Source organism: Alteromonas sp. 1_MG-2023 (assembly GCF_030547075.1).
Lineage (GTDB): Bacteria > Pseudomonadota > Gammaproteobacteria > Enterobacterales > Alteromonadaceae > Alteromonas.
In genome coordinates, this window is sequence record NZ_JAUOQH010000007.1 from 39,952 (window position 1) to 58,574 (window position 18,623).

An 18,623-nucleotide genomic window follows, 5' to 3' on the forward strand; every position below is an offset into this window, starting at 1 on the left:
AACCTACAGACATTAAAAAGCCCCGATAAATGAAGTGACCCCCAATAGTTGGACATTCCAATTACTGGGGGTTTTATGTCTACATACATTAGAGAGTTTAAACTAGAAGTGGCAACGCAAGCCAACACCAAAGGTTCGCGTCTGCTTTCAAAACAATTCAATGTCAGTTCAAGGCAAATTCGGTATTGGTGTTTAGTGTTTCGCCTTCATGGCGAACATGCTTTTTTGCATAAGCGAAAACCTTACACAAAAGAAGCTCGCCTAGAGATGATTCAACGAATGAAACGAGAAGGATGGTCGTTAACTTACACCAGTGCCTTTTTCGATTTGTCTTCTCCCGGAATGTTATCCGAATGGTTTTCTGCTTATAATTCGGGGAAATTAACTCATTCGAAGCCAACCAGAGTGAACATGTCCAAGTCCGCCAAAGCTAAAAGCTCAAAAGAAATGACAGAAAAAGAACTAAGAGAAGAGCTTGAATACCTCAGAGCGGAGAATGCTGTCTTAAAAAAGTGGAATGCCTTGGCTCAGAAAAAACAAACAGCGAAAAAGCAAAAGTAGTTGTTGAGCTTAAGGCTAGATTTAAATTATCGCATTTACTCAAGGCCAGTGAGTTGCCTAAAAGCGTTTACTATTACCATCGCAACAAAGGCGATAGTAACGACAAATACGATGCGATAAAGCAGCAAATTACGAGCATATACCACGCTCACAAAGGTCGGTATGGTTATAGACGCATAACGTCGACATTACGCAATGCAGGCACACTCATTAACCATAAAACGGTTCAACGCTTGATGCTTCAATTATCACTGAAATCAGTAGTACGACCAAAGCGTTATAAGTCTTATCGAGGCACAGTAGGTAAGCATATCGACAATACGCTTAACAGAGATTTTAATGCTGTGAAACCTAATCAAAAATGGGTAACCGATATCACAGAGTTTAAGGTAGCTAATCAACGTGTCTACCTGTCACCAATCATTGACCTGTTTAATCAAGAAGTTATTAGTTATGAGGTTGGCACTTCACCGAGATTAAATCTAGTCACGGATGCGCTAAACAAGGCTATTAAACAATTACAATGGCATGAGCGACCACTCATTCACTCTGACCAAGGTTGGCAATATCAACACCAGATGACCAGAAAAATCATTGCAGACCACAACTTAATACAAAGTATGTCTAGAAAAGGAAATTGCTTAGATAATGCCGTTGCAGAAAACTTCTTCGGCATATTAAAGACGGAAATGTATCACGGCTATGAGTACAAAAGTGTTACTGAGCTGGTAAACGCAATCAAAGAATATATAAAATATTACAATCACAAACGAATTAAGCTGAAACTAAAAGGCCTGAGTCCGATAGCGTATCGAAATCAGGCCTTGGTAGCCGCTTAGAAATGAGTCCAACTTTACGGGGTCACTTCATAAATCGGGGCTTTTTGGTATTTACGTTAACAGCAAAATGCTAAGGCCTAATGCCACGCTACGCTAACGTAATTCTCGCAAATTTACGTTTACCCACTTGATAAACGTTTTCGCCAGCTTCGGTCAGTACAAGACGAGTATCTTCTACTTTATCGCCGTTAATTTTCACAGCACCTTGCTTAATCATACGCATAGCGTCAGATGTTGAGCCTACTAGCTTGGTTTCTTTTAATAAGTTACCAATAGCAATACCTTCTTCGCCAAGAGCAATTTCGAACTCTGGCATTTCATCAGGAATAGCATTTTTCTGGAAACGCTGAATGAAGTCTTGGTGCGCGCCTTCTGCTGCCGCATCGTCGTGGAAACGAGCGATAATTTCTTTCGCTAGCAATATCTTAATATCACGTGGGTTTTCACCGTTTTCAACACGTTGCTTAAGTTCTGCAATTTCTTCAAGCGGACGGAAACTTAGCAAGTCGTAGTAACGCCACATCAAGTCATCTGAAATCGACATCACTTTACCAAACATATCATTTGGCGCATCAGTAATACCAATATAGTTATTTAATGACTTAGACATTTTTTGAACGCCATCAAGGCCTTCAAGCAATGGCACCATCACAATAGACTGTGGCTTAATGCTTTGCTCTTTTTGAAGCTCACGACCCATTAACAGGTTAAAGCGTTGATCAGTACCACCTAACTCAACATCAGATTTAAGCGCAACTGAATCCCAACCTTGTACTAACGGGTACAAAAATTCGTGGATCGCAATTGGCTGGCCATTGTTGTAACGCTTTTTAAAGTCGTCACGCTCAAGCATACGCGCAACCGTTTGGCTAGCGGCTAGCTTAATCATGCCCGCAGCGCCTAACTGATCCATCCACTCTGAGTTAAAGCGAATTTGAGTCAGTTCAGGATCAAGTATTTTGAACACTTGTTCCTGATACGTTTGCGCGTTTTCTAATACCTGATCTTTACTTAAGGGCTTGCGTGTCACATTTTTCCCTGTAGGATCGCCAATCAGGCCAGTAAAGTCCCCAATAAGAAAAACAACGGTATGGCCTAACTGCTGAAAGGTACGCAGTTTGTTGATCAAAACAGTGTGACCAAGATGAAGATCAGGCGCAGTAGGATCAAAACCCGCTTTAATGGTTAGGGTTTTGCCGGATTTTAATTTCTCAATTAAATCCTCTTCGGGTAGAATTTCATCCGTTCCCCGTTTAATTTCAGCTAGCGCTGTTTGCCAGTCTTTCATCGGTTATTTCACACTCTTGATATTGTAAGAATCTATTTTGAGCGGCATTTTACGCGGACATTGGAACCATTAAAAGGTTTCTGCGTCAAAAAGCGGATGACTTGTCGTCATGTTCGTTATTGAACGCAATGGTTGAGGCATACTAACTGTCTCTGTGCAGAGCGATAACTCGCGTGTGTCTGTGGGGAAGAAGCTGTAACAAACCCTCCACCGCATGGATGCGGTGGCGGAGCGCCCATGGATGGGTTTACAGCGTGTTTGTGGAAGCTTCTTCCCCGCGGGCGCAAAAGCGAGTTATCGCTCTTGCTCTACTCAGACCAACTCAGCATGTAAGAGTTCGACTGCCATTGCGTTCAATAATTAACTTTTGCGCTAAAAAACAATGAGAAAAGTTGCATTTTTGAGCAACTTATGTGACAAGTATATTGCACATAAAATTCTCAAGTGGGTAGTATTATGAGAATCAAACTAGACGCCTTTAAGGCGCTAAACATATTTAAACAATTGCCTAAGCAACACCGAACAGGATTAGCTGTCGCTAGTATGTTTTTAGGTGGGCTTATTCTTTTACCGTCTGACACGGTAGAAGCTAGCCGTCATCAAGACGCTTTGGTGCTTGATACCGGTATTCGTTATCCTCTTGATTTGAACATTATGCCGTCAACCGACGTGTTTTCAATTGAAGAAGAGTCGAACTGGCAAACTTATAAAGTACGTAGCGGCGATACCCTTGCAAAGCTTTTTAAGCGTGCAGGTTTCACTTCTCGTGACGTATACAATGTTACCCAAGCCGGTGACCTTGCTAAAACACTGGTAACCCTATTACCAGGTGATGAACTGTCGTTTAAAATCAACAACGATGGTACCTTTGGCGAGCTTAAATATAAGCTTTCATCCACAGAAACGCTTTTCATTCGCACTGATCCTGAAGGTGATGGCCATACTTTTACCGCTGATTTAGAAAAGCGTGATGTTGATATTCGCTATAATTTTGCTCAAGGTGAAATTCAATCGAGCTTTTGGAATGCTGCGGTAACCGCTGGCTTAACCAGTAACCAAATTATGAACCTCGCAGGCATTTTTGGCTGGGATATCGATTTCGCGATGGAAATTCGCGCAGGTGATACTTTTAACGTGGTGTTTGAAGAACAGTACATTGATGGTGAATTTGTAGGTTATGGCAACATAGTGGCTGCAGAATTTACCAACCAAGGTGAAGAATTTAGCGCTATTTTGCATGAAGATGGCACTTATTACACACCAGAAGGCCGAAGCATGCGTAAGAGCTTCTTACGTGCGCCAATTAACTTTAGGTACGTGAGCTCTAACTTTTCGAAAGCCCGTTTTCACCCAGTACAAAAGCGTTGGAAAGCACATCGTGGCACCGATTATGTAGCGGCCGTTGGTACACCAGTGATGGCGGCAGGTGACGGAAAAGTAATTAAATCTGCGTACGACAAATACAATGGTCATCATGTGTTTGTTCAACATGGTGAAAAATATACCACCAAGTATCTGCACTTTAAAAAGCGAGCAGTAAAAGTAGGCGACACAGTAAAACAGGGGCAAACCATTGGTTACCTAGGTAGCACTGGCTTGGCGTCTGGCCCACATGTTCACTACGAATTCTTGGTAGACGGTGTACACCGTAACCCTCGTACGGTATCGCTACCTAAGGCGTTACCTATAGCCGCTGAAGAGCGAGAAGCTTTCATGGAAATTGCCCATGTTCGCCAACAACAGCTTAATAACAACAAACGCATAATGCTTGCTATGAAATAGCCACCCCATGGCAAAATATATTGGCCTTATGTCAGGAACTAGCATGGACGGCGTTGACGCCGTCCTTTGCGATATCACTGTCGATAAGTGCCAAACCTTACATGCGGTATCTATTCCCTACCCTGCCAATCTACTCTCGTTACTTCATTCTCTTTGTACGCCTTCCCATAATGAACTCAATGCGATGGCAACTGCCGATAGGTTGGTGGCCTACAGCTTTGCACAAGCCGTAAGCGTGTTGCTATCAGAAACTCAGCTTTCACCAAGCGATATCACCGCAATTGGCTCTCATGGACAAACCATTAGGCACTTTCCGCAAGGAATTGAACTTCAAAACGACATAGAACAAAAAGGCTTTACGTGCCAAATTGGCGACCCTAATACTCTTGCCGTGTTGACAGGCATTGATGTTATTGCTGATTTTAGGCGCAAAGATATTGCCCTTGGCGGCCAAGGTGCGCCCTTAGTGCCAGCCTATCATAATGCGATTTTTGCCCATGACACCCACCCAAGAGTGCTGGTTAACATTGGCGGTATTGCGAATATTTCAGTGTTAGCGCCAAAACGTAATGAAGCGCCCCCTCTTGGTTACGATACAGGCCCGGGCAATACGCTAATGGATGGGTGGATTAAGCAGCATTTGAACCTGCCTTATGATGACAAAGGCCAATGGGCAGATACCGGATTGGTAAGTGATAGCTTATTAACGAAGTTGCTTTGTGATAGTTATTTTCATCAAGCTGCGCCTAAGAGCACTGGCAGAGAGTATTTTAACTTAGCATGGTTAACGTCTCATATTGACGCGCTTACTCGCCCATCAGCTATCGAAGTAGCCAGCTCTGAAGCCAGCACACTTTCCCCTCAAGATGTGCAAGCGACCTTGTTGGCACTAACGGCAACCAGCATTGCCGATGAAATTAGTAAGCATCAGTTACCTCAAGAGGCGGAAGTTATCGTATGTGGCGGCGGCGCCTTTAACCCTGTATTGATGCAACGTATAAGTAGCCTGCTACCTCAGTATCACGTAAGTGACAGCCGCTCTATTAATATACACCCGCAACATGTGGAAGGTGCCGCATTCGCGTGGTTAGCCTTTGCGCATAAGAATAACATTCCAGGCAACGTGCCCGCAGTTACTGGCGCATCGCGAGAAGCGGTACTAGGTGTACTTTGCCCCGCCAATTAAAGATATAACACCCGCTAGTTTTTATAATAACCCGCCCGTTTCATTACCGCCTCAGATTGATACTGAGCTGCTTTGAGTGCTTCATCTACCGATTGTAGTTGTTTAACTGCTAAATTCACCTGAACCCCAACTAGGTAACCTAATGCAGTGAATTCCGGTATGGGAACAAACTGGTTACCCGTAGTGGGTACATTTAGGTTGTCCACGTCTGTTGCCAAGAGCGCGTCATACTCATATCTTGCATAGGGAATAGCGCTCAAATAACTGCTAGTGTAGGTAGAGTGCCGAGTACCTGCTGGGGCTGCATAATGACCGTACTTTTCTTGAATGGATGCAATAAAACCTTTAGACGTTAACCAATATGCTAGCGCTTGTGCGGCCGCTACATTTTGAGATTGTTGCGGTACAGCGAAATTCCAAGACCAAAACCACTGAGCTCCCTCTCGCGTTTTGCCTATTGGCGCATAAGTCACCCCTACATGCTCCGACACTTTAGAGTAAGCAGGGTCAAGTAAGTAGCCGCCTAGCGATGATGCATCAACAAAGAATGCTAACTTTCCATCAGCAAAAAGCTGCTGATTTTCTTTCCAACCTAGGTTGTGATTATCTGGCGGGCCACTTTCTACCACAAGTGAAACATAGTCAGATACTGCTCGTTCCCAAGACTTAGTAGTCAGCATTGGTTTCATGTCTTCATCGAACCATTTTCCGCCGTATGTATTCACCATAGTGCTCACAAGAGCCATATTTTGCCCCCAGCCAACTTGCGTGCGAAGCCCTACCCCATAAATTTGATTTTCAGGATTGTGCAGTGACGATGCTATCGCCTTTAGTTTTTGATAAGTAAGAGGCGCGGGCATTTCAATATTAGCGCTCGTTAACAGATCTTTTCGATAAAATGTCAGTGTGGTTTCACCTACAAACGGCAAACCGTAAACCGCGCCTTGATAGGTGTTAGAATGCCTGGCTATAGGAATGATGTCTTCAACATCATAGGTAGAAGGCGGTTGAGTAAAAGGTAGCAACCAACCATTTTTAGCCCAAATGGGCACCTCGAAATTTCCTAGCATAACTAAATCGAACTGGGTTTCGTTAACAGCAGAGTCGCCCAGTAGATGTTTTCTAAGAATACTCTCTTCCATTACGCGCCACTGTATTTCAAGCGCTGAAAAAGGTGTATCGCTGCTATTTATATACCTGATCGCCGTTTCAATTCCGTTTATATTTGGCGCGCCAACAATCACTTTTCTCTTAGTGGCAGGGTTTGTAGGTTCTATGTATATACCGTATCGCTTCAACACCTTATCGATTGTTCCATCAGCTTGTAATGACGCCAATGCTCGGTTAAAACGCTCGATAAATTTCTGAGCATTAGGAAGCTGCTTTGAAAGCCCTAGAAAATAGGGGTTCTGCCCTTTTAGTGGTTTTATAAATTTGAATTTTTGAGCCAGATGAGGACGATGATTGATGATGGCTTGTTTCGCGCTGTATTCATCAATATATATGAAGTCCACTCTTCCTCGCTCTAACATGTCTAATAAGGTAGGTAAGGACTTAGCTAATAGCTTATGGATTTTCTCGGTTTGACTCAGACTTTCTGGTATTTGGGAACCACGCAATACCCCTAATCGAGTTAATCCCATGCCAACAAATTGGTCGACTGAATCGCCTAAATCAGCTTCAAATAAGTTTTCTATTTTTCGATTATTATGCACAAGATAGTTGATGCTTCCACCAGGTATTGCATCTGAATACACCATACCTTTTAAAGGTTCTTCGCTTCTGTGAAGAGGGAAAACACCTTCAATCTGGCCACTATCCGCAAGGTATATAGCTCGGGCATGGGGGTAAAATTCAAACTTTGGGGTGATTCCTATTTCTTTGAAAGTAAGGTGAATAACTTCATTAATGTAGCCTTGCAATTGGTTATGTTCGCTACTAAACGGGCTAACTTCAGAAGTGGCTAACGTAATGGTGTTACTTTGATCAGCGTTAGCTTTAAAAGTAAAAGTGTTTAAACCAATTAGTATAACAACGCTAAGAAAATGACTTAGAAAATTCGAATTCGAAGTGCCAAACAAGTTGCCCATAATCTCAGTTTTTGCATTTAGACTCTGGATTGAAGTATTAGCGTGAACTTATAAAATTGCCAGTAAACTGGTCTTAATCATTGTTTATCTATCTTTTGGCGCTTTTTAAGGAATTTTTTTTGGGGGGGCGGCGGAAGGGTGTAAAAAACATGCTTTTATATCCGATGCCGCAGTTATACTTCTTGGTTGAACGAGCCTGTATTCGCTACATCGATATTTTTTAATACAAATTGCTATATCCCTTTTTATGAAATCAATCCAAGTTGCGTCCAATTCTGTAATTACTTATATATACATTGAATAGGAGCGATATATGTCAGAATCATCTCTGTTTACGTCCTTGGAGTGGGCTGGTAAATCTTTAGAAAACCGCATGGTACTAGCCCCAATGACTCGCGCTCGCGCGGGCAGCGACCGTATTCCGAATAAAATCATGGGGGATTATTACGTTCAGCGTGCTGATGCTGGCCTAATTATCACCGAAGCGACTGCAATATCAGAAGAAGGTAACGGTTGGGTTGATGCTCCAGGCATTTATACCGACGAAATGGTAGCAGGCTGGCGCTCAATTACAGAACGCGTGCATGAGGCTGGTGGTAAAATAATACTTCAGTTGTGGCACACTGGGCGAGCTTCACATAGCGACTTTCATAATGGCGAGCTTCCGTTCTCTGCTTCTGCGGTTGCCATTGAGGGCGATGAAATTCACACGCCCAAAGGCAAAAAGCCTTATGAAGTTCCTCAGCCAATGACTCATGATGACATTCGTCGTACTGTAGCCGACTACAAACATGCAGCTGTGAATGCTAAAGCCGCGGGTTTTGATGGTGTTGAAGTGCATGCTGCCAATGGTTATTTACCTAATCAATTTTTGGACAGTCGTAGTAATCAGCGTAGTGACGAATACGGCGGTAGTGTAGATAACCGCTACCGTTTCCTTAGCGAAATCATGGATGCTGTATTAGAGATTTGGCCTGCCGAACACGTTGGCGTGCGTTTATCTCCGAACGGAATGTTTAACGATATGGGTGCCGATGACTTTCGCGATACATTTACTTTCGTTGCCCAACAGCTTAATAAACTCGAGCTAGGCTACTTGCACGTAATGGATGGCCTAGCCTTTGGTTTCCATGAACGCGGTGAAGCGATGAGCCTTGCTGAATTTCGCGCATTGTTTGACGGTATGCTTATGGGCAATTGTGGATACACCCAAGATGAAGCTGAAAAGCGCATTTGCGACGGTGATGCCGATATGATTGCGTTTGGCCGCCCTTGGATAACAAACCCAGACTTACCTACGCGATTTAAACATGACTACCCGTTGACTGCGTTTGATGACCCTTCGACGTGGTACGGTGGTAGTGAGGAAGGCTATACCGACTACGAGACTTATCGAGAGGAAAGTGGCAAAGCGGCGATGGAATCATTAACTTAAGAGTTAGGTTCTGCTTTATTGCGAAAAGCAAAGTAGTCAGTAAATAAAAAGCAGTTCAGCCTAATGGGTTCACCTCAGGACTGACTGCTTTTTCTATCTATCGATATTTAACTTACAGCATTATTGCCGTTTGCCAGTTAGTTAAAGGCCACTTGTTTATCAGCTAGAACGGCCAGCTTTTCTAAGCAAGACATCCACGCATATTGATGCTGATCGCATTCTTGTTGATTACTGAAGCCACTGTGAATTAATGTTAATGCGACTTCACCGTCGCATTCACCTTCTGCAAAAGACACTTCAACAGAGCTCATTACGGTTTCTTCCACGGCATCTTCCCACGCCCAAGAGAACACCAACTTCTCATCGGTAAGAATGCTGACGTATTCGCCAGTAAGGGCCATTTCTTCGCCTGTGGGCTCTAGCATTTTAATGCGGTAACGACCGCCTTCTTTAAAGTCGCTCATTATTTGAGATACCGTGCAGCTACCTGGTGCAAACCATTCAGATAAATACTCTGGTTCGTGAAACGCGGCAAACAGAAAAGAGATGGGCGCATGAAGAGATACATTTAAGGTAAATTGAAACATATTGGTAGCCTATAGAAAACCTAGAACCTTAGTAAGTTTAGGCTCTAGATGAAAAGGATTCTAGGGTGTTATCGGCTATGTTCGACATTTTCTTTAACTCAGCAAATACGTTGCCTTATACCATCTACTATTTTAGGGTATCTACATTTGCCGTATTGCGATAAGCAGCTTACTTACTGGTGTTCACTTATTGCCGATCACTCACTGCGCTTGCTTACTGGCGCCTACTCGCAAGTATTTGCTTGCAGAGATTTGCTTGCGGCAAGAATAAAGCAATGAACAAGCATTTCAGCAGTTTGAATGAATTAAAGGTTACTAAGGCTCATCTATGTCAATCCAATCGCCTACACTTAACGTTTCTATCCTTAGCAAAGATGCCAGCGCATTAGCAGAGGAAATAGAAAACTCGTGGCCCACACCTAGTACGTTGAATATTTGCCAAGCAGTGATCACCCCTGAGCAAATTAATACAGACAAGGTTGAGGTATTGCTTGCCGATCCAAATCTTGCGTCCAAGGTTATACATCAGTGCAATGGGTTAACGTGGTGTCAATCAACGTGGGCGGGTAATGCACCGCTGCTTAATTTAGACAAAACCGATTATATTCTGACTGGTGTTAAAGGTGTTTTTGGAAAGTTAATGCGTGAATATGTGTTTGCGTATTTGTTGCAATATGCACGAAACATCCCTGCATTCTCGCACAATCAACACCAGCAGCCCCCTATCTGGGAAGAAAGCCCTCGCAGCCCTCTTACCGGAAAAACCCTTGGTATATTAGGTGCGGGCTCAATAGCACAAGCGCTTATTCCGGTGGCCAAAAGCTTTGAAATGAGAGTAATAGGATTATCTAGAAGTGGGCAAAGCGTAGAAGGCTTCGATAAAGTATATCGAGCCACAGATTTGCTCAATTTTGCTCAAGACGCCGACCATGTAGTGAATCTAATGCCAGACACGCCATCTACAGCGGGTACGTTGAATCAGGCATTTTTTGATGCACTTAAGCCCCACAGCGTCTTTATTAACGCGGGGCGAGGAAGTGCGGTTATTGACGATGCACTTTTAAACGCATTGGATAACAATCTCCTGCAAGCAGCGATACTTGATGTATTTACCCAAGAACCACTGCCAGATAATCACCCTTTTTGGACACATCCAAAGGTAGTCGTTACTGCACATACTGCAGCAGTATCTTCACCTGAGGATGTGGCTAGTGTATTTGTGGCTAACGCAACCCGTTACATAGTCAATGAACCACTACTCTATCAGTTTGATTTTAGCAAAGGCTACTGACGGGGATCGGTAGCGGTTAGCTCTATACGGTCACGATGTTTTTCATGAAATTCTAATAGCAATGGATAATCTTTAAAGCTATGAAGCTCTCTAAACAATACCCAGTCAATCATTGAATACAAACATATTTCAGGGTAGTTCCAGTCACTAAGCCCTCCCGCTTCCAGCTGAGATGACAACGCAGAAAATACCGATTCAATGCGTTCCTTTTGCAAACGGATAATTAACTTATCTTCGTTAATATCAAAATCTGAGCGTTTTAATAACATTAGTTGCACGAATGAATCATTGGCAGCATCTATCAGCGTAAGCTGGTTTTCTTCTTCCCATGACAGCGAATCATGGTTGAGTTTGCTTGCCAAATAACGATAGATAGCTCTGGAGTCGAAAATTAGTTGTCCATCGTCTTCTAAACAAGGCACTTTTAGTGTGGGATTTCGAGAGGCTAATAACGCTCTGTCTTCCCCAGAGAAAATTTGTAAATCAAGGAATTCATGGGGTGTATTTGAAAGCACTACGCGAATTCGACGCACGAAAGGAGATGTTACCGAGCCATACAGTTTCATAATATCAACCTGAGATAGTTTATTTACAAACTCAGTGTAGCCATAAAACTAAGGGGGAGAAAAGCAAAATATGTGCAGAGCGAGACAAGCATACACCAAAGCGCGGTGTATGCCCCAAATTCAGTTAAACGCTAAAGCTAGCGCCACAGCCACAGGTAGTGGTTGCGTTTGGATTTTGCACTAAAAAGCGCGAGCCTTCTAAGCCTTCAACATAATCAACAATGCCGCCCACTAAATATTGTAAACTCATAGGGTCTACCACTAGGGTTACATCATCTTTATCAATTGTCATATCGCCGTCGTTCACCTTTTCATCAAAAGTGAAACCATACTGAAAGCCTGAACAGCCGCCTCCAGTAACGTAAACCCGAAGTTTCAATTCTGGATTTTCTTCTTCCGTGATGAGCGCTTTTACTTTTGTCGCCGCTGCATCAGAGAACTCAATTGGCAACGCCATTTCTACAGACATACTCACCTCTTCATTTTTAACGTGCACGCGCACGTCTTCACGTACACATCGATAACTCAATTATCTAATACTTGAGTAACGCTATCAACTATTGGGGTGAAAGTATCTGAAACAATGGGCAACCGCAGATCATTTCCCCCTAATTTTCGTTAAGTTCACTCGTGACTTTCTCGTATCAGGCCCTTTATTTCGGTGCAATGGATCTAAATACGAGTAAAAGTAAAAAACGTTATTAGAAGTGCTTACTTCTACGCCCTTGTGGCCGCCTGTCTCGATAGCTTGCCGGAAAGGTGCGATAGCTTATTGGACAGCCATGCTTTCAAAGTTTAGTCTGAAAAGAAACCAGCGGGATTATCATGACTCATTCAGTATCTTCTATTTCCCTTCAAGAACGTAAACTGACACTACCGGAAGACGGTGATGCCCCTTCTATTGATAGTCGAAAGCACTATAAAAAGGCGCTGAAAAGTTGGCAGAAGAAGCTGTTACATGTGCAGCAAGCTTATTTTCACCAAGGTCGACGAGCCATTCTTGTATTTGAAGGGTGGGATGCCGCAGGAAAGGGCGGCGCCATAAGAAGAATTACTGAAAAACTCGACCCTCGCGGCTTCCGTGTGCACCCGTTCGCTCAACCTACTGCGGAGGAACAGGGCAAACACTACCTGTATCGATTTCAAACTCGCCTACCTGCCCCTGGCAGGCTTGCCATATTTGACCGTTCTTATTACGGCAGAGTATTGGTAGAGCGAGTTGAAGGTTTTACCCCTAAACCAGCGTGGGAAAGAGCCTATCAAGAAATAAACGAATTTGAACGGTTACTCATTGATGATGACGTCACTATTATCAAATTGTTTATGCATATCTCTGATGGCGAGCAGCTAGAACGCTTTGAAGAACGGTTAAATAACCCCTATAAGCGCTGGAAATTAACCGAAGAAGATATACGTAACCGTGGACGCCGAAAAGACTATGTAACGGCGATAGAAGAGATGTTTGATAAAACGGATACCACACAAGCACCGTGGCATTTGATACATGCTGAACATAAATGGCATGCCCGTATAAGCGTACTAAAAACCATTGTAGAAGCGCTGAGTGAAGGCGTAACAGTAGAGCCACCCCCTATCGACCAAGAACTGGTACACCTAGCTGAAAAGCAACTTGGCATTACGCTAGAGTAACATTTTCAGTATTTGCCATAACAAAGTAACCATACCTGATTAAAAGTATGGTTAGCATCTTGTTCGTCATGCTAGCACTGTCTTTAGCGGGCTCTATTTACCTATATCGGCCTATAACAAGCTATAACGGCCTGTAACAAGTAAACAGCCACCAGCGCATCGTTAGCTTTCAGGTAAGGTAACGTTAAGCTCTAGCACGCTGCAATCATCGCTGCTTTCTAGTTGCACAGAAACTTGATCATCTGCAATGCTCACATACTTGCGTATAACCTGAATAATTTCCTGCTGCATCATAGGCAGATAATCAGGCTCAGTACGCTTGCGTCTTTCGTGAGCAACAATAATTTGTAACCGCTCTTTGGCCACTGCCGCAGTGCGCGGCTTTTCCTTTTTCTTCAGTAGGTAGTCAAAAATACCCATTACTTGCCTCCTAGCAGGCGCTTAAAGAACCCTTTTTTCTCTGCTTCTAGAAATCTATGATCAATGATTTCGCCTAGTAAACGGCGAACGGCGTCAGAATATGCCTGACCGGCATTGGCTTCTAAGTCTAGAATAACCGGCTGGCCTTGGTTCGATGCTTTAAGCACAGATTCCGATTCAGGAATAACACCCAATAACGGTATCGCTAATATTTCTTCAACATCAGCCACACTCAACATTTCTGCACTTTCAACACGCTGAGGGTTGTAACGAGTAAGCAATAAATGCTCTTTAACCGGTTTACCTTGTTCAGCGCGCAAAGATTTACTTTGTAAAATACCTAAAATACGATCTGAATCACGTACCGAAGACACTTCAGGGTTGGTGACCACTATGGCCTCATCGGCAAAATACAGTGCCATTTGAGCGCCTTGCTCAATACCCGCTGGTGAATCACAGATGATGAAATCGAAGTCTTCTTTTAATTCATTCAATACCGCTTGGACGCCATCGATAGTAAGCGCGTCTTTATCGCGTGTTTGCGATGCTGGCAGGATAAATAAATTGTCGGTACGTTTATCTTTAATAAGTGCCTGTTTAAGCGAAGCTTCTTTATTAATAACGTTAACGAAATCGTAAACAACGCGGCGTTCACAGCCCATGATTAAATCTAGATTACGTAAACCTACATCAAAATCGATAACCACAGTTTTGTGGCCAGCGAGTGCTAAGCCAGTACTAATTGCTGCGCTTGAGGTTGTTTTACCCACCCCGCCTTTACCCGAAGTTACTACGATAATCTTTGCCATTTTTAATTCCTTGTCGAAAACGTTAGCAGTTAAGCAATAGGCTCAATGTGCAACGTGTCCTCTTCTAAATAGATTTGTGCGGGTTGCTTCCAACATGACGCTTTTACGGTTTCGTGCATAATGAATTGCCCAGCAATTGAAATAAGCTCTGCATCTAACGACTGACAAAAAACCCGTGCATGAATATTACCTTTCACGCCGGCTAGCGCTCGGCCTCGAAGGGTACCGTAAACATGGATATTTCCATCGGCTAATACTTCAGCCCCCTCACTCACTGCCGCTGTAATAACTAAATCGCCACCTTCGGCATAAACCTGTTGCCCTGAACGAACTGGGCGGCTAATAACTTTGACTGGCTTGTTAGCGGTTGCTGCAGGTGCGGAGGCTTTAACTTTTTCAGGTGCTGCTTTTTCAGGTGCAGTGTTGTCAGGTTCAGCGCTTTGTGATTTAGTTGGCTTCAGAGAGCTCTCGGTAAACTTGCTTTGACTAACATCAGCTAAGCCTAAATCATTAATAATACTTCTCAGTTCGCCTACTTCACCCCGCACTGCCATAGGTTGAAGTTTGAACCTTCGACACAGCGCAACGAGTAATTCAAACTCGGTAGCATTGAGCGACTTAACCAAGTGTAATATCAGCGATGAACGAGTGAAAAACTGGGGTGCACTATTCACCTTTTCAGCAAGCTGAGATTCAAAGATATCTGGCTCAAAATCGATCACTTCCAACACTATACTGGTTAGCGTAGTGCCCTTCATGCGAAAGCATGTATCTGTCATTAATTATTCCTGAGTAATTTTATTGCTCAATCGCCCAACTAAGAGGGCTAAAAGCGAGTATGCACTCTATCAAATTCCGCTTCATCGGCAATAGGCAAGCGCTTAACAAGCGCACAACTGCTCATAAAACAACCACAATGTACCATTCCTTCAAGCCATCCTTCCAGTCTCCTCGTAAAATGACATTTAAAAATTCAGAAACAGTTATTCATCAAACATAGACATTTTTCAAAAAAGGCACTATCAGCCATGCTAATAACGCCTGAATGGCTTATTTTAAAAGCCCTTTGTTTTAGCCCCTTTTTTAAATTCCTAGCTTAATTTCTCACTTCAAGAGCCCAGCTTTTTTAGTAAAACGTAAGCTAATTACCAGTCAGTTTTCTAGGGTCCAATAATGTTTCCAATTCAGAGCGAGGAATGTCGGTCATTGACTCTGCAACGTCAATAACAGGCACCTTATCTTTGTACGCTTTTTTTGCAATTTCTGCGGCTTTTGCGTAACCAATAATAGGGTTAAGGGCTGTGACTAATATTGGGTTTTTCGCTAACGCTTTCTCAAGGTTTTCTTGATTTACCGTAAACCCTTCAATGGCCTGTTCGCCCAAAAGCACACAGCTATTCGACATCAGCTTAATACTTGAAAGCAAATTATCGGCAATCATAGGAAGCATAACATTTAGCTCAAAATTACCTGATTGCCCCCCTACCGTTATTGCCGCATCATTTCCAATAACTTGAGCAGACGCCATAGCCACCGCTTCAGGTATAACCGGATTTACTTTGCCGGGCATAATTGATGAACCAGGTTGCAGTGCAGGTAAAGAGACCTCGCCTAAACCAGCCAGAGGCCCTGAATTCATCCACCTTAAATCATTAGCAATCTTCATTAACGTAACGGCGAGGGATTTTGTCGCCCCTGATAGGGTAACTCCGGTATCTTGTGAGCTAATTAATGCAAAACAATTGTCCGCTGGGCTGAATTTTATGCCGGTTAATTCACTCAAGGTACTGGCAAAGGTTTCAGCAAATTCAGGATGGGCATTCACACCGGTACCTACCGCAGTACCTCCCTGCGCGATAGTTTGAATTGCAGGTTGAAGGAGCTTTAACGTGTTTAGCTGCCCGCCAAGTTGAGAAGACCATGCACTTAAGCTTTGATCCATTCTAACTGGCATGGCATCCATTAAGTGAGTGCGACCTGTCTTGCAATAATCTGAAACAGACTTTGCTTTACTATCGATAATTCCAATTAACTTTTCGATGGCGGGGATAAGTTGTTCAGCAACTTCAATGGCCGCACTTGCATGAATTGTGGTGGGGATTACATCGTTAGAGCTTTGTCCATTATTGACATGATCATTTGGATGAACCATTAGGTCGCTCTTTTCACCCTGTTTTTCACCTTGTAATTTATTAGCTAAGTTAGCAATAACTTCATTCGCATTCATGTTTGTGCTGGTGCCTGAGCCCGTTTGAAAAATATCCACGGGGAAATGCTGCGCTAAGTCACGTTCATTAAGTAAGGTGCTACATGCCTGCTCAATAGCGTCGGCGATATCAGCATCAATCGCCTCTAACTTTTTATTCGCTCGCGCTGCGGCCTGTTTGATAATAACTAAAGTTCGAATGAAGGTAAGCGGCATACGCTCGCCACTCACTGGGAAATTATTAATTGCACGCTGTGTTTGTGCGCCATATAACGCATCTATGGGAACATCGAGTTCGCCCATACTGTCACTTTCTGTTCGGGTGTTCGTCATCACTGGCCCCTTAAATATGAAGAAAGAAATCTTATTACTACTAATGTTGGCTACATCACCTTGCGTACTTTGGATCCTTATTCATTACATTCGTTGCTAACGTTCCTACCCTACCGAAGATTACATTGACAGCATGCCTATAAATGATAATAATTACCATTAGCATTTAATGCAGTTTATACCTGATCTGATTGTTCACTGCTTCGTAGCAATTAATGAGCGAGTAATTTACGTGCCTATGCCGTTTAAGCAATTAATACCGTTTGCGTGGCACAAACCCGTAAATCAGCATTTTCTAAATGCACTAATGCTAAACACCGCTATTTTCATTGAAAAAGGTGGATTAGCTGCTTACTTTTATCATCTGGAACCGGAAGTGATTTCCCTTATATCATCTGAAAAAGCCCACAAAGTAGGCACAAAACAAAAATCGCTGATGCTAAACAAGCGTCTCTTTTTACCTGCGCTAATTCTGGCGCTTCTTGCTTATTCGTTCACTCGAGAAGCTACCCTCGCAGTACTTTCTGATGCCTATTTTCAAGTAGCGGCGTTTGTATACACGTCGTTATCGGTATATTACATTGCAACACTCAAAGTATCGGCTGAAGCAATTGGCGACTTCATGCGCAAGCATCCGCTATACGAAGTTGGCTTAGCGTCTTTCCTTGGCGCCCTTCCAGGTTGTGGGGGTGCAATTATCGTGGTAACTCAATATACCCGAGGGGTAACCAGCTTTGGGGCGGTAGTAGCGGTGCTAACCAGTACAATGGGAGACGCCGCATTTTTGTTGTTAGCCCAAGCCCCTCTCGATGGATTAACCGTAATGGGTGTTGGTATGGTGGTTGGGACCATTACCGGGGTTATCGTAAACCGTTTTCATAATTACCAACCACCTGCCGCTAAAACCGCTGATTTGGACAAAAACACCACTGAAAGTAAGCAAGGGCCTCACCCTATTTCCACTTTAATTGATACCGTTTCTACCTATTTTTGGCTGGTGGTAGCGTTGCCGTCACTTGCTATTGCATTGGGTTTATCATTTCAAGCGCCAGTGCATGAATATTTAGGCGTGAGTGAAACAGGGTTACAAGTGATTGGTGCAGTCTTGTGTTTGTCCGCTGTTACACTATGGTCACTAAACGGTGGTAGTACCGGCTATGCCTCGCTGACAAAAGAAGACGCTGTAAAACCACCGCCTAGATGGCAAAGCAAAGCGGCGCTTGATACCCAATTCGTACTGGCTTGGGTGGTGGTCGCTTTCTTGCTATTTGAACTATCGATACTTTGGTTTGGCCTCGATATAGGTGCAACGCTCACCGCGATGGGACCCAGTGTGGTGGGTTTGGCTATATTGGTAGGTTTTTTACCAGGGTGCGGGCCGCAAATTTTAGTCACCAGTCTTTATCTAAATGGTGCAGTGCCTTTCTCGGCGCAACTTGGCAATGCAATCAGCAACGATGGCGATGCACTGTTTCCAGCCATTGCGCTTTCACCTAAAGCCGCCATTCTAGCCACCGTTTATTCTGCCATTCCAGCTATTGCTGTGGGTTACGGGTATTACTTTTTATTTGAGGTTTGAT

At 43.5% G+C, this 18,623-nt stretch carries 17 protein-coding genes; 8 read left to right on the top strand and 9 right to left on the bottom strand.

Annotation, left to right across the window (positions count from 1 at the left end; genetic code table 11):
- The first annotated feature begins 75 nt into the window (after positions 1 to 75).
- On the top strand, positions 76 to 561 hold the full coding sequence (locus tag Q4561_RS09275; protein ID WP_303459492.1) for a helix-turn-helix domain-containing protein: 486 nt from the start codon (positions 76 to 78) through the stop codon (positions 559 to 561).
- On the top strand, positions 513 to 1,400 hold the full coding sequence (locus tag Q4561_RS09280) for an IS3 family transposase (protein ID WP_303459493.1): 888 nt from the start codon (positions 513 to 515) through the stop codon (positions 1,398 to 1,400). The genes Q4561_RS09275 and Q4561_RS09280 overlap by 49 nt, the downstream gene beginning before the upstream one ends.
- A gap of 88 nt (positions 1,401 to 1,488) precedes the next feature.
- Here Q4561_RS09280 and tyrS read toward each other — a convergent pair whose 3' ends face one another.
- Positions 1,489 to 2,688, bottom strand: coding sequence for a tyrosine--tRNA ligase (tyrS, locus tag Q4561_RS09285; protein ID WP_303459496.1), 1,200 nt, complete (start codon positions 2,686 to 2,688; stop codon positions 1,489 to 1,491).
- A 456-nt stretch (positions 2,689 to 3,144) separates the two neighbouring features.
- Here tyrS and Q4561_RS09290 point away from each other — a divergent pair, with 456 nt between their 5' ends.
- Positions 3,145 to 4,470 carry an OapA family protein gene (locus Q4561_RS09290; protein WP_303459498.1) on the top strand — a complete coding sequence of 442 codons (1,326 nt, stop codon included), beginning with the start codon at positions 3,145 to 3,147 and terminating at the stop codon, positions 4,468 to 4,470.
- A 7-nt stretch (positions 4,471 to 4,477) separates the two neighbouring features.
- On the top strand, positions 4,478 to 5,656 hold the full coding sequence (locus Q4561_RS09295; RefSeq protein WP_303459501.1) for an anhydro-N-acetylmuramic acid kinase: 1,179 nt from the start codon (positions 4,478 to 4,480) through the stop codon (positions 5,654 to 5,656).
- 14 nt (positions 5,657 to 5,670) lie between these two features.
- Here the strand turns inward: Q4561_RS09295 and Q4561_RS09300 are convergent, their stop codons facing one another.
- Positions 5,671 to 7,746: an extracellular solute-binding protein gene (locus Q4561_RS09300; protein ID WP_303459502.1), complete on the bottom strand. Its 2,076-nt coding sequence runs from the start codon at positions 7,744 to 7,746 to the stop codon at positions 5,671 to 5,673.
- Between the two features lie 313 nt (positions 7,747 to 8,059).
- Here Q4561_RS09300 and Q4561_RS09305 point away from each other — a divergent pair, with 313 nt between their 5' ends.
- A complete protein-coding gene (locus Q4561_RS09305; protein ID WP_303459505.1) occupies positions 8,060 to 9,181 on the top strand; it encodes an alkene reductase in 1,122 nt (373 codons plus the stop codon).
- 137 nt (positions 9,182 to 9,318) lie between these two features.
- On the opposite strand, the gene Q4561_RS09310 is transcribed toward Q4561_RS09305, so the two are convergent.
- The gene (locus Q4561_RS09310) at positions 9,319 to 9,768 is read right to left on the bottom strand and encodes an SRPBCC domain-containing protein (RefSeq protein WP_303459508.1); all 450 of its coding nucleotides are present in this window, start codon (positions 9,766 to 9,768) and stop codon (positions 9,319 to 9,321) included.
- A gap of 328 nt (positions 9,769 to 10,096) precedes the next feature.
- On the opposite strand from Q4561_RS09310, the gene Q4561_RS09315 reads away from it, so the two are divergent.
- Positions 10,097 to 11,059, top strand: coding sequence for a D-2-hydroxyacid dehydrogenase (locus tag Q4561_RS09315; protein WP_303459509.1), 963 nt, complete (start codon positions 10,097 to 10,099; stop codon positions 11,057 to 11,059).
- Here the strand turns inward: Q4561_RS09315 and Q4561_RS09320 are convergent.
- Both Q4561_RS09320 and erpA read right to left on the bottom strand, forming a co-directional pair.
- A complete protein-coding gene (locus Q4561_RS09320; protein ID WP_303459510.1) occupies positions 11,053 to 11,625 on the bottom strand; it encodes a glutathione S-transferase family protein in 573 nt (190 codons plus the stop codon). The genes Q4561_RS09315 and Q4561_RS09320 overlap by 7 nt on opposite strands.
- A 124-nt stretch (positions 11,626 to 11,749) precedes the next feature.
- Entirely contained in the window at positions 11,750 to 12,094 is a 345-nt protein-coding gene (erpA, locus tag Q4561_RS09325; RefSeq protein ID WP_303459511.1) for an iron-sulfur cluster insertion protein ErpA, read from the bottom strand.
- 356 nt (positions 12,095 to 12,450) lie between these two features.
- Between erpA and Q4561_RS09330 the strand changes: the two genes are divergently transcribed.
- On the top strand, positions 12,451 to 13,275 hold the full coding sequence (locus Q4561_RS09330) for a polyphosphate kinase 2 family protein (RefSeq protein ID WP_303459513.1): 825 nt from the start codon (positions 12,451 to 12,453) through the stop codon (positions 13,273 to 13,275).
- A 162-nt stretch (positions 13,276 to 13,437) separates the two neighbouring features.
- Here the strand turns inward: Q4561_RS09330 and minE are convergent, their stop codons facing one another.
- From minE to Q4561_RS09350, 4 genes are all read right to left on the bottom strand, one after another.
- Positions 13,438 to 13,695: a cell division topological specificity factor MinE gene (gene minE, locus Q4561_RS09335; protein ID WP_303459516.1), complete on the bottom strand. Its 258-nt coding sequence runs from the start codon at positions 13,693 to 13,695 to the stop codon at positions 13,438 to 13,440.
- Positions 13,695 to 14,504, bottom strand: a complete 810-nt coding sequence (gene minD / locus Q4561_RS09340; protein WP_303459519.1) for a septum site-determining protein MinD — start codon at positions 14,502 to 14,504, stop codon at positions 13,695 to 13,697. The genes minE and minD overlap by 1 nt, the downstream gene beginning before the upstream one ends.
- 29 nt (positions 14,505 to 14,533) lie before the next feature.
- A complete protein-coding gene (gene minC, locus Q4561_RS09345) occupies positions 14,534 to 15,283 on the bottom strand; it encodes a septum site-determining protein MinC (protein ID WP_303459521.1) in 750 nt (249 codons plus the stop codon).
- A gap of 362 nt (positions 15,284 to 15,645) precedes the next feature.
- The gene (locus Q4561_RS09350) at positions 15,646 to 17,043 is read right to left on the bottom strand and encodes an aspartate ammonia-lyase (RefSeq protein WP_303459522.1); all 1,398 of its coding nucleotides are present in this window, start codon (positions 17,041 to 17,043) and stop codon (positions 15,646 to 15,648) included.
- A gap of 169 nt (positions 17,044 to 17,212) precedes the next feature.
- Between Q4561_RS09350 and Q4561_RS09355 the strand changes: the two genes are divergently transcribed.
- Positions 17,213 to 18,622: a putative manganese transporter gene (locus Q4561_RS09355; protein ID WP_303459525.1), complete on the top strand. Its 1,410-nt coding sequence runs from the start codon at positions 17,213 to 17,215 to the stop codon at positions 18,620 to 18,622.
- Position 18,623: the final 1 nt, after the last annotated feature.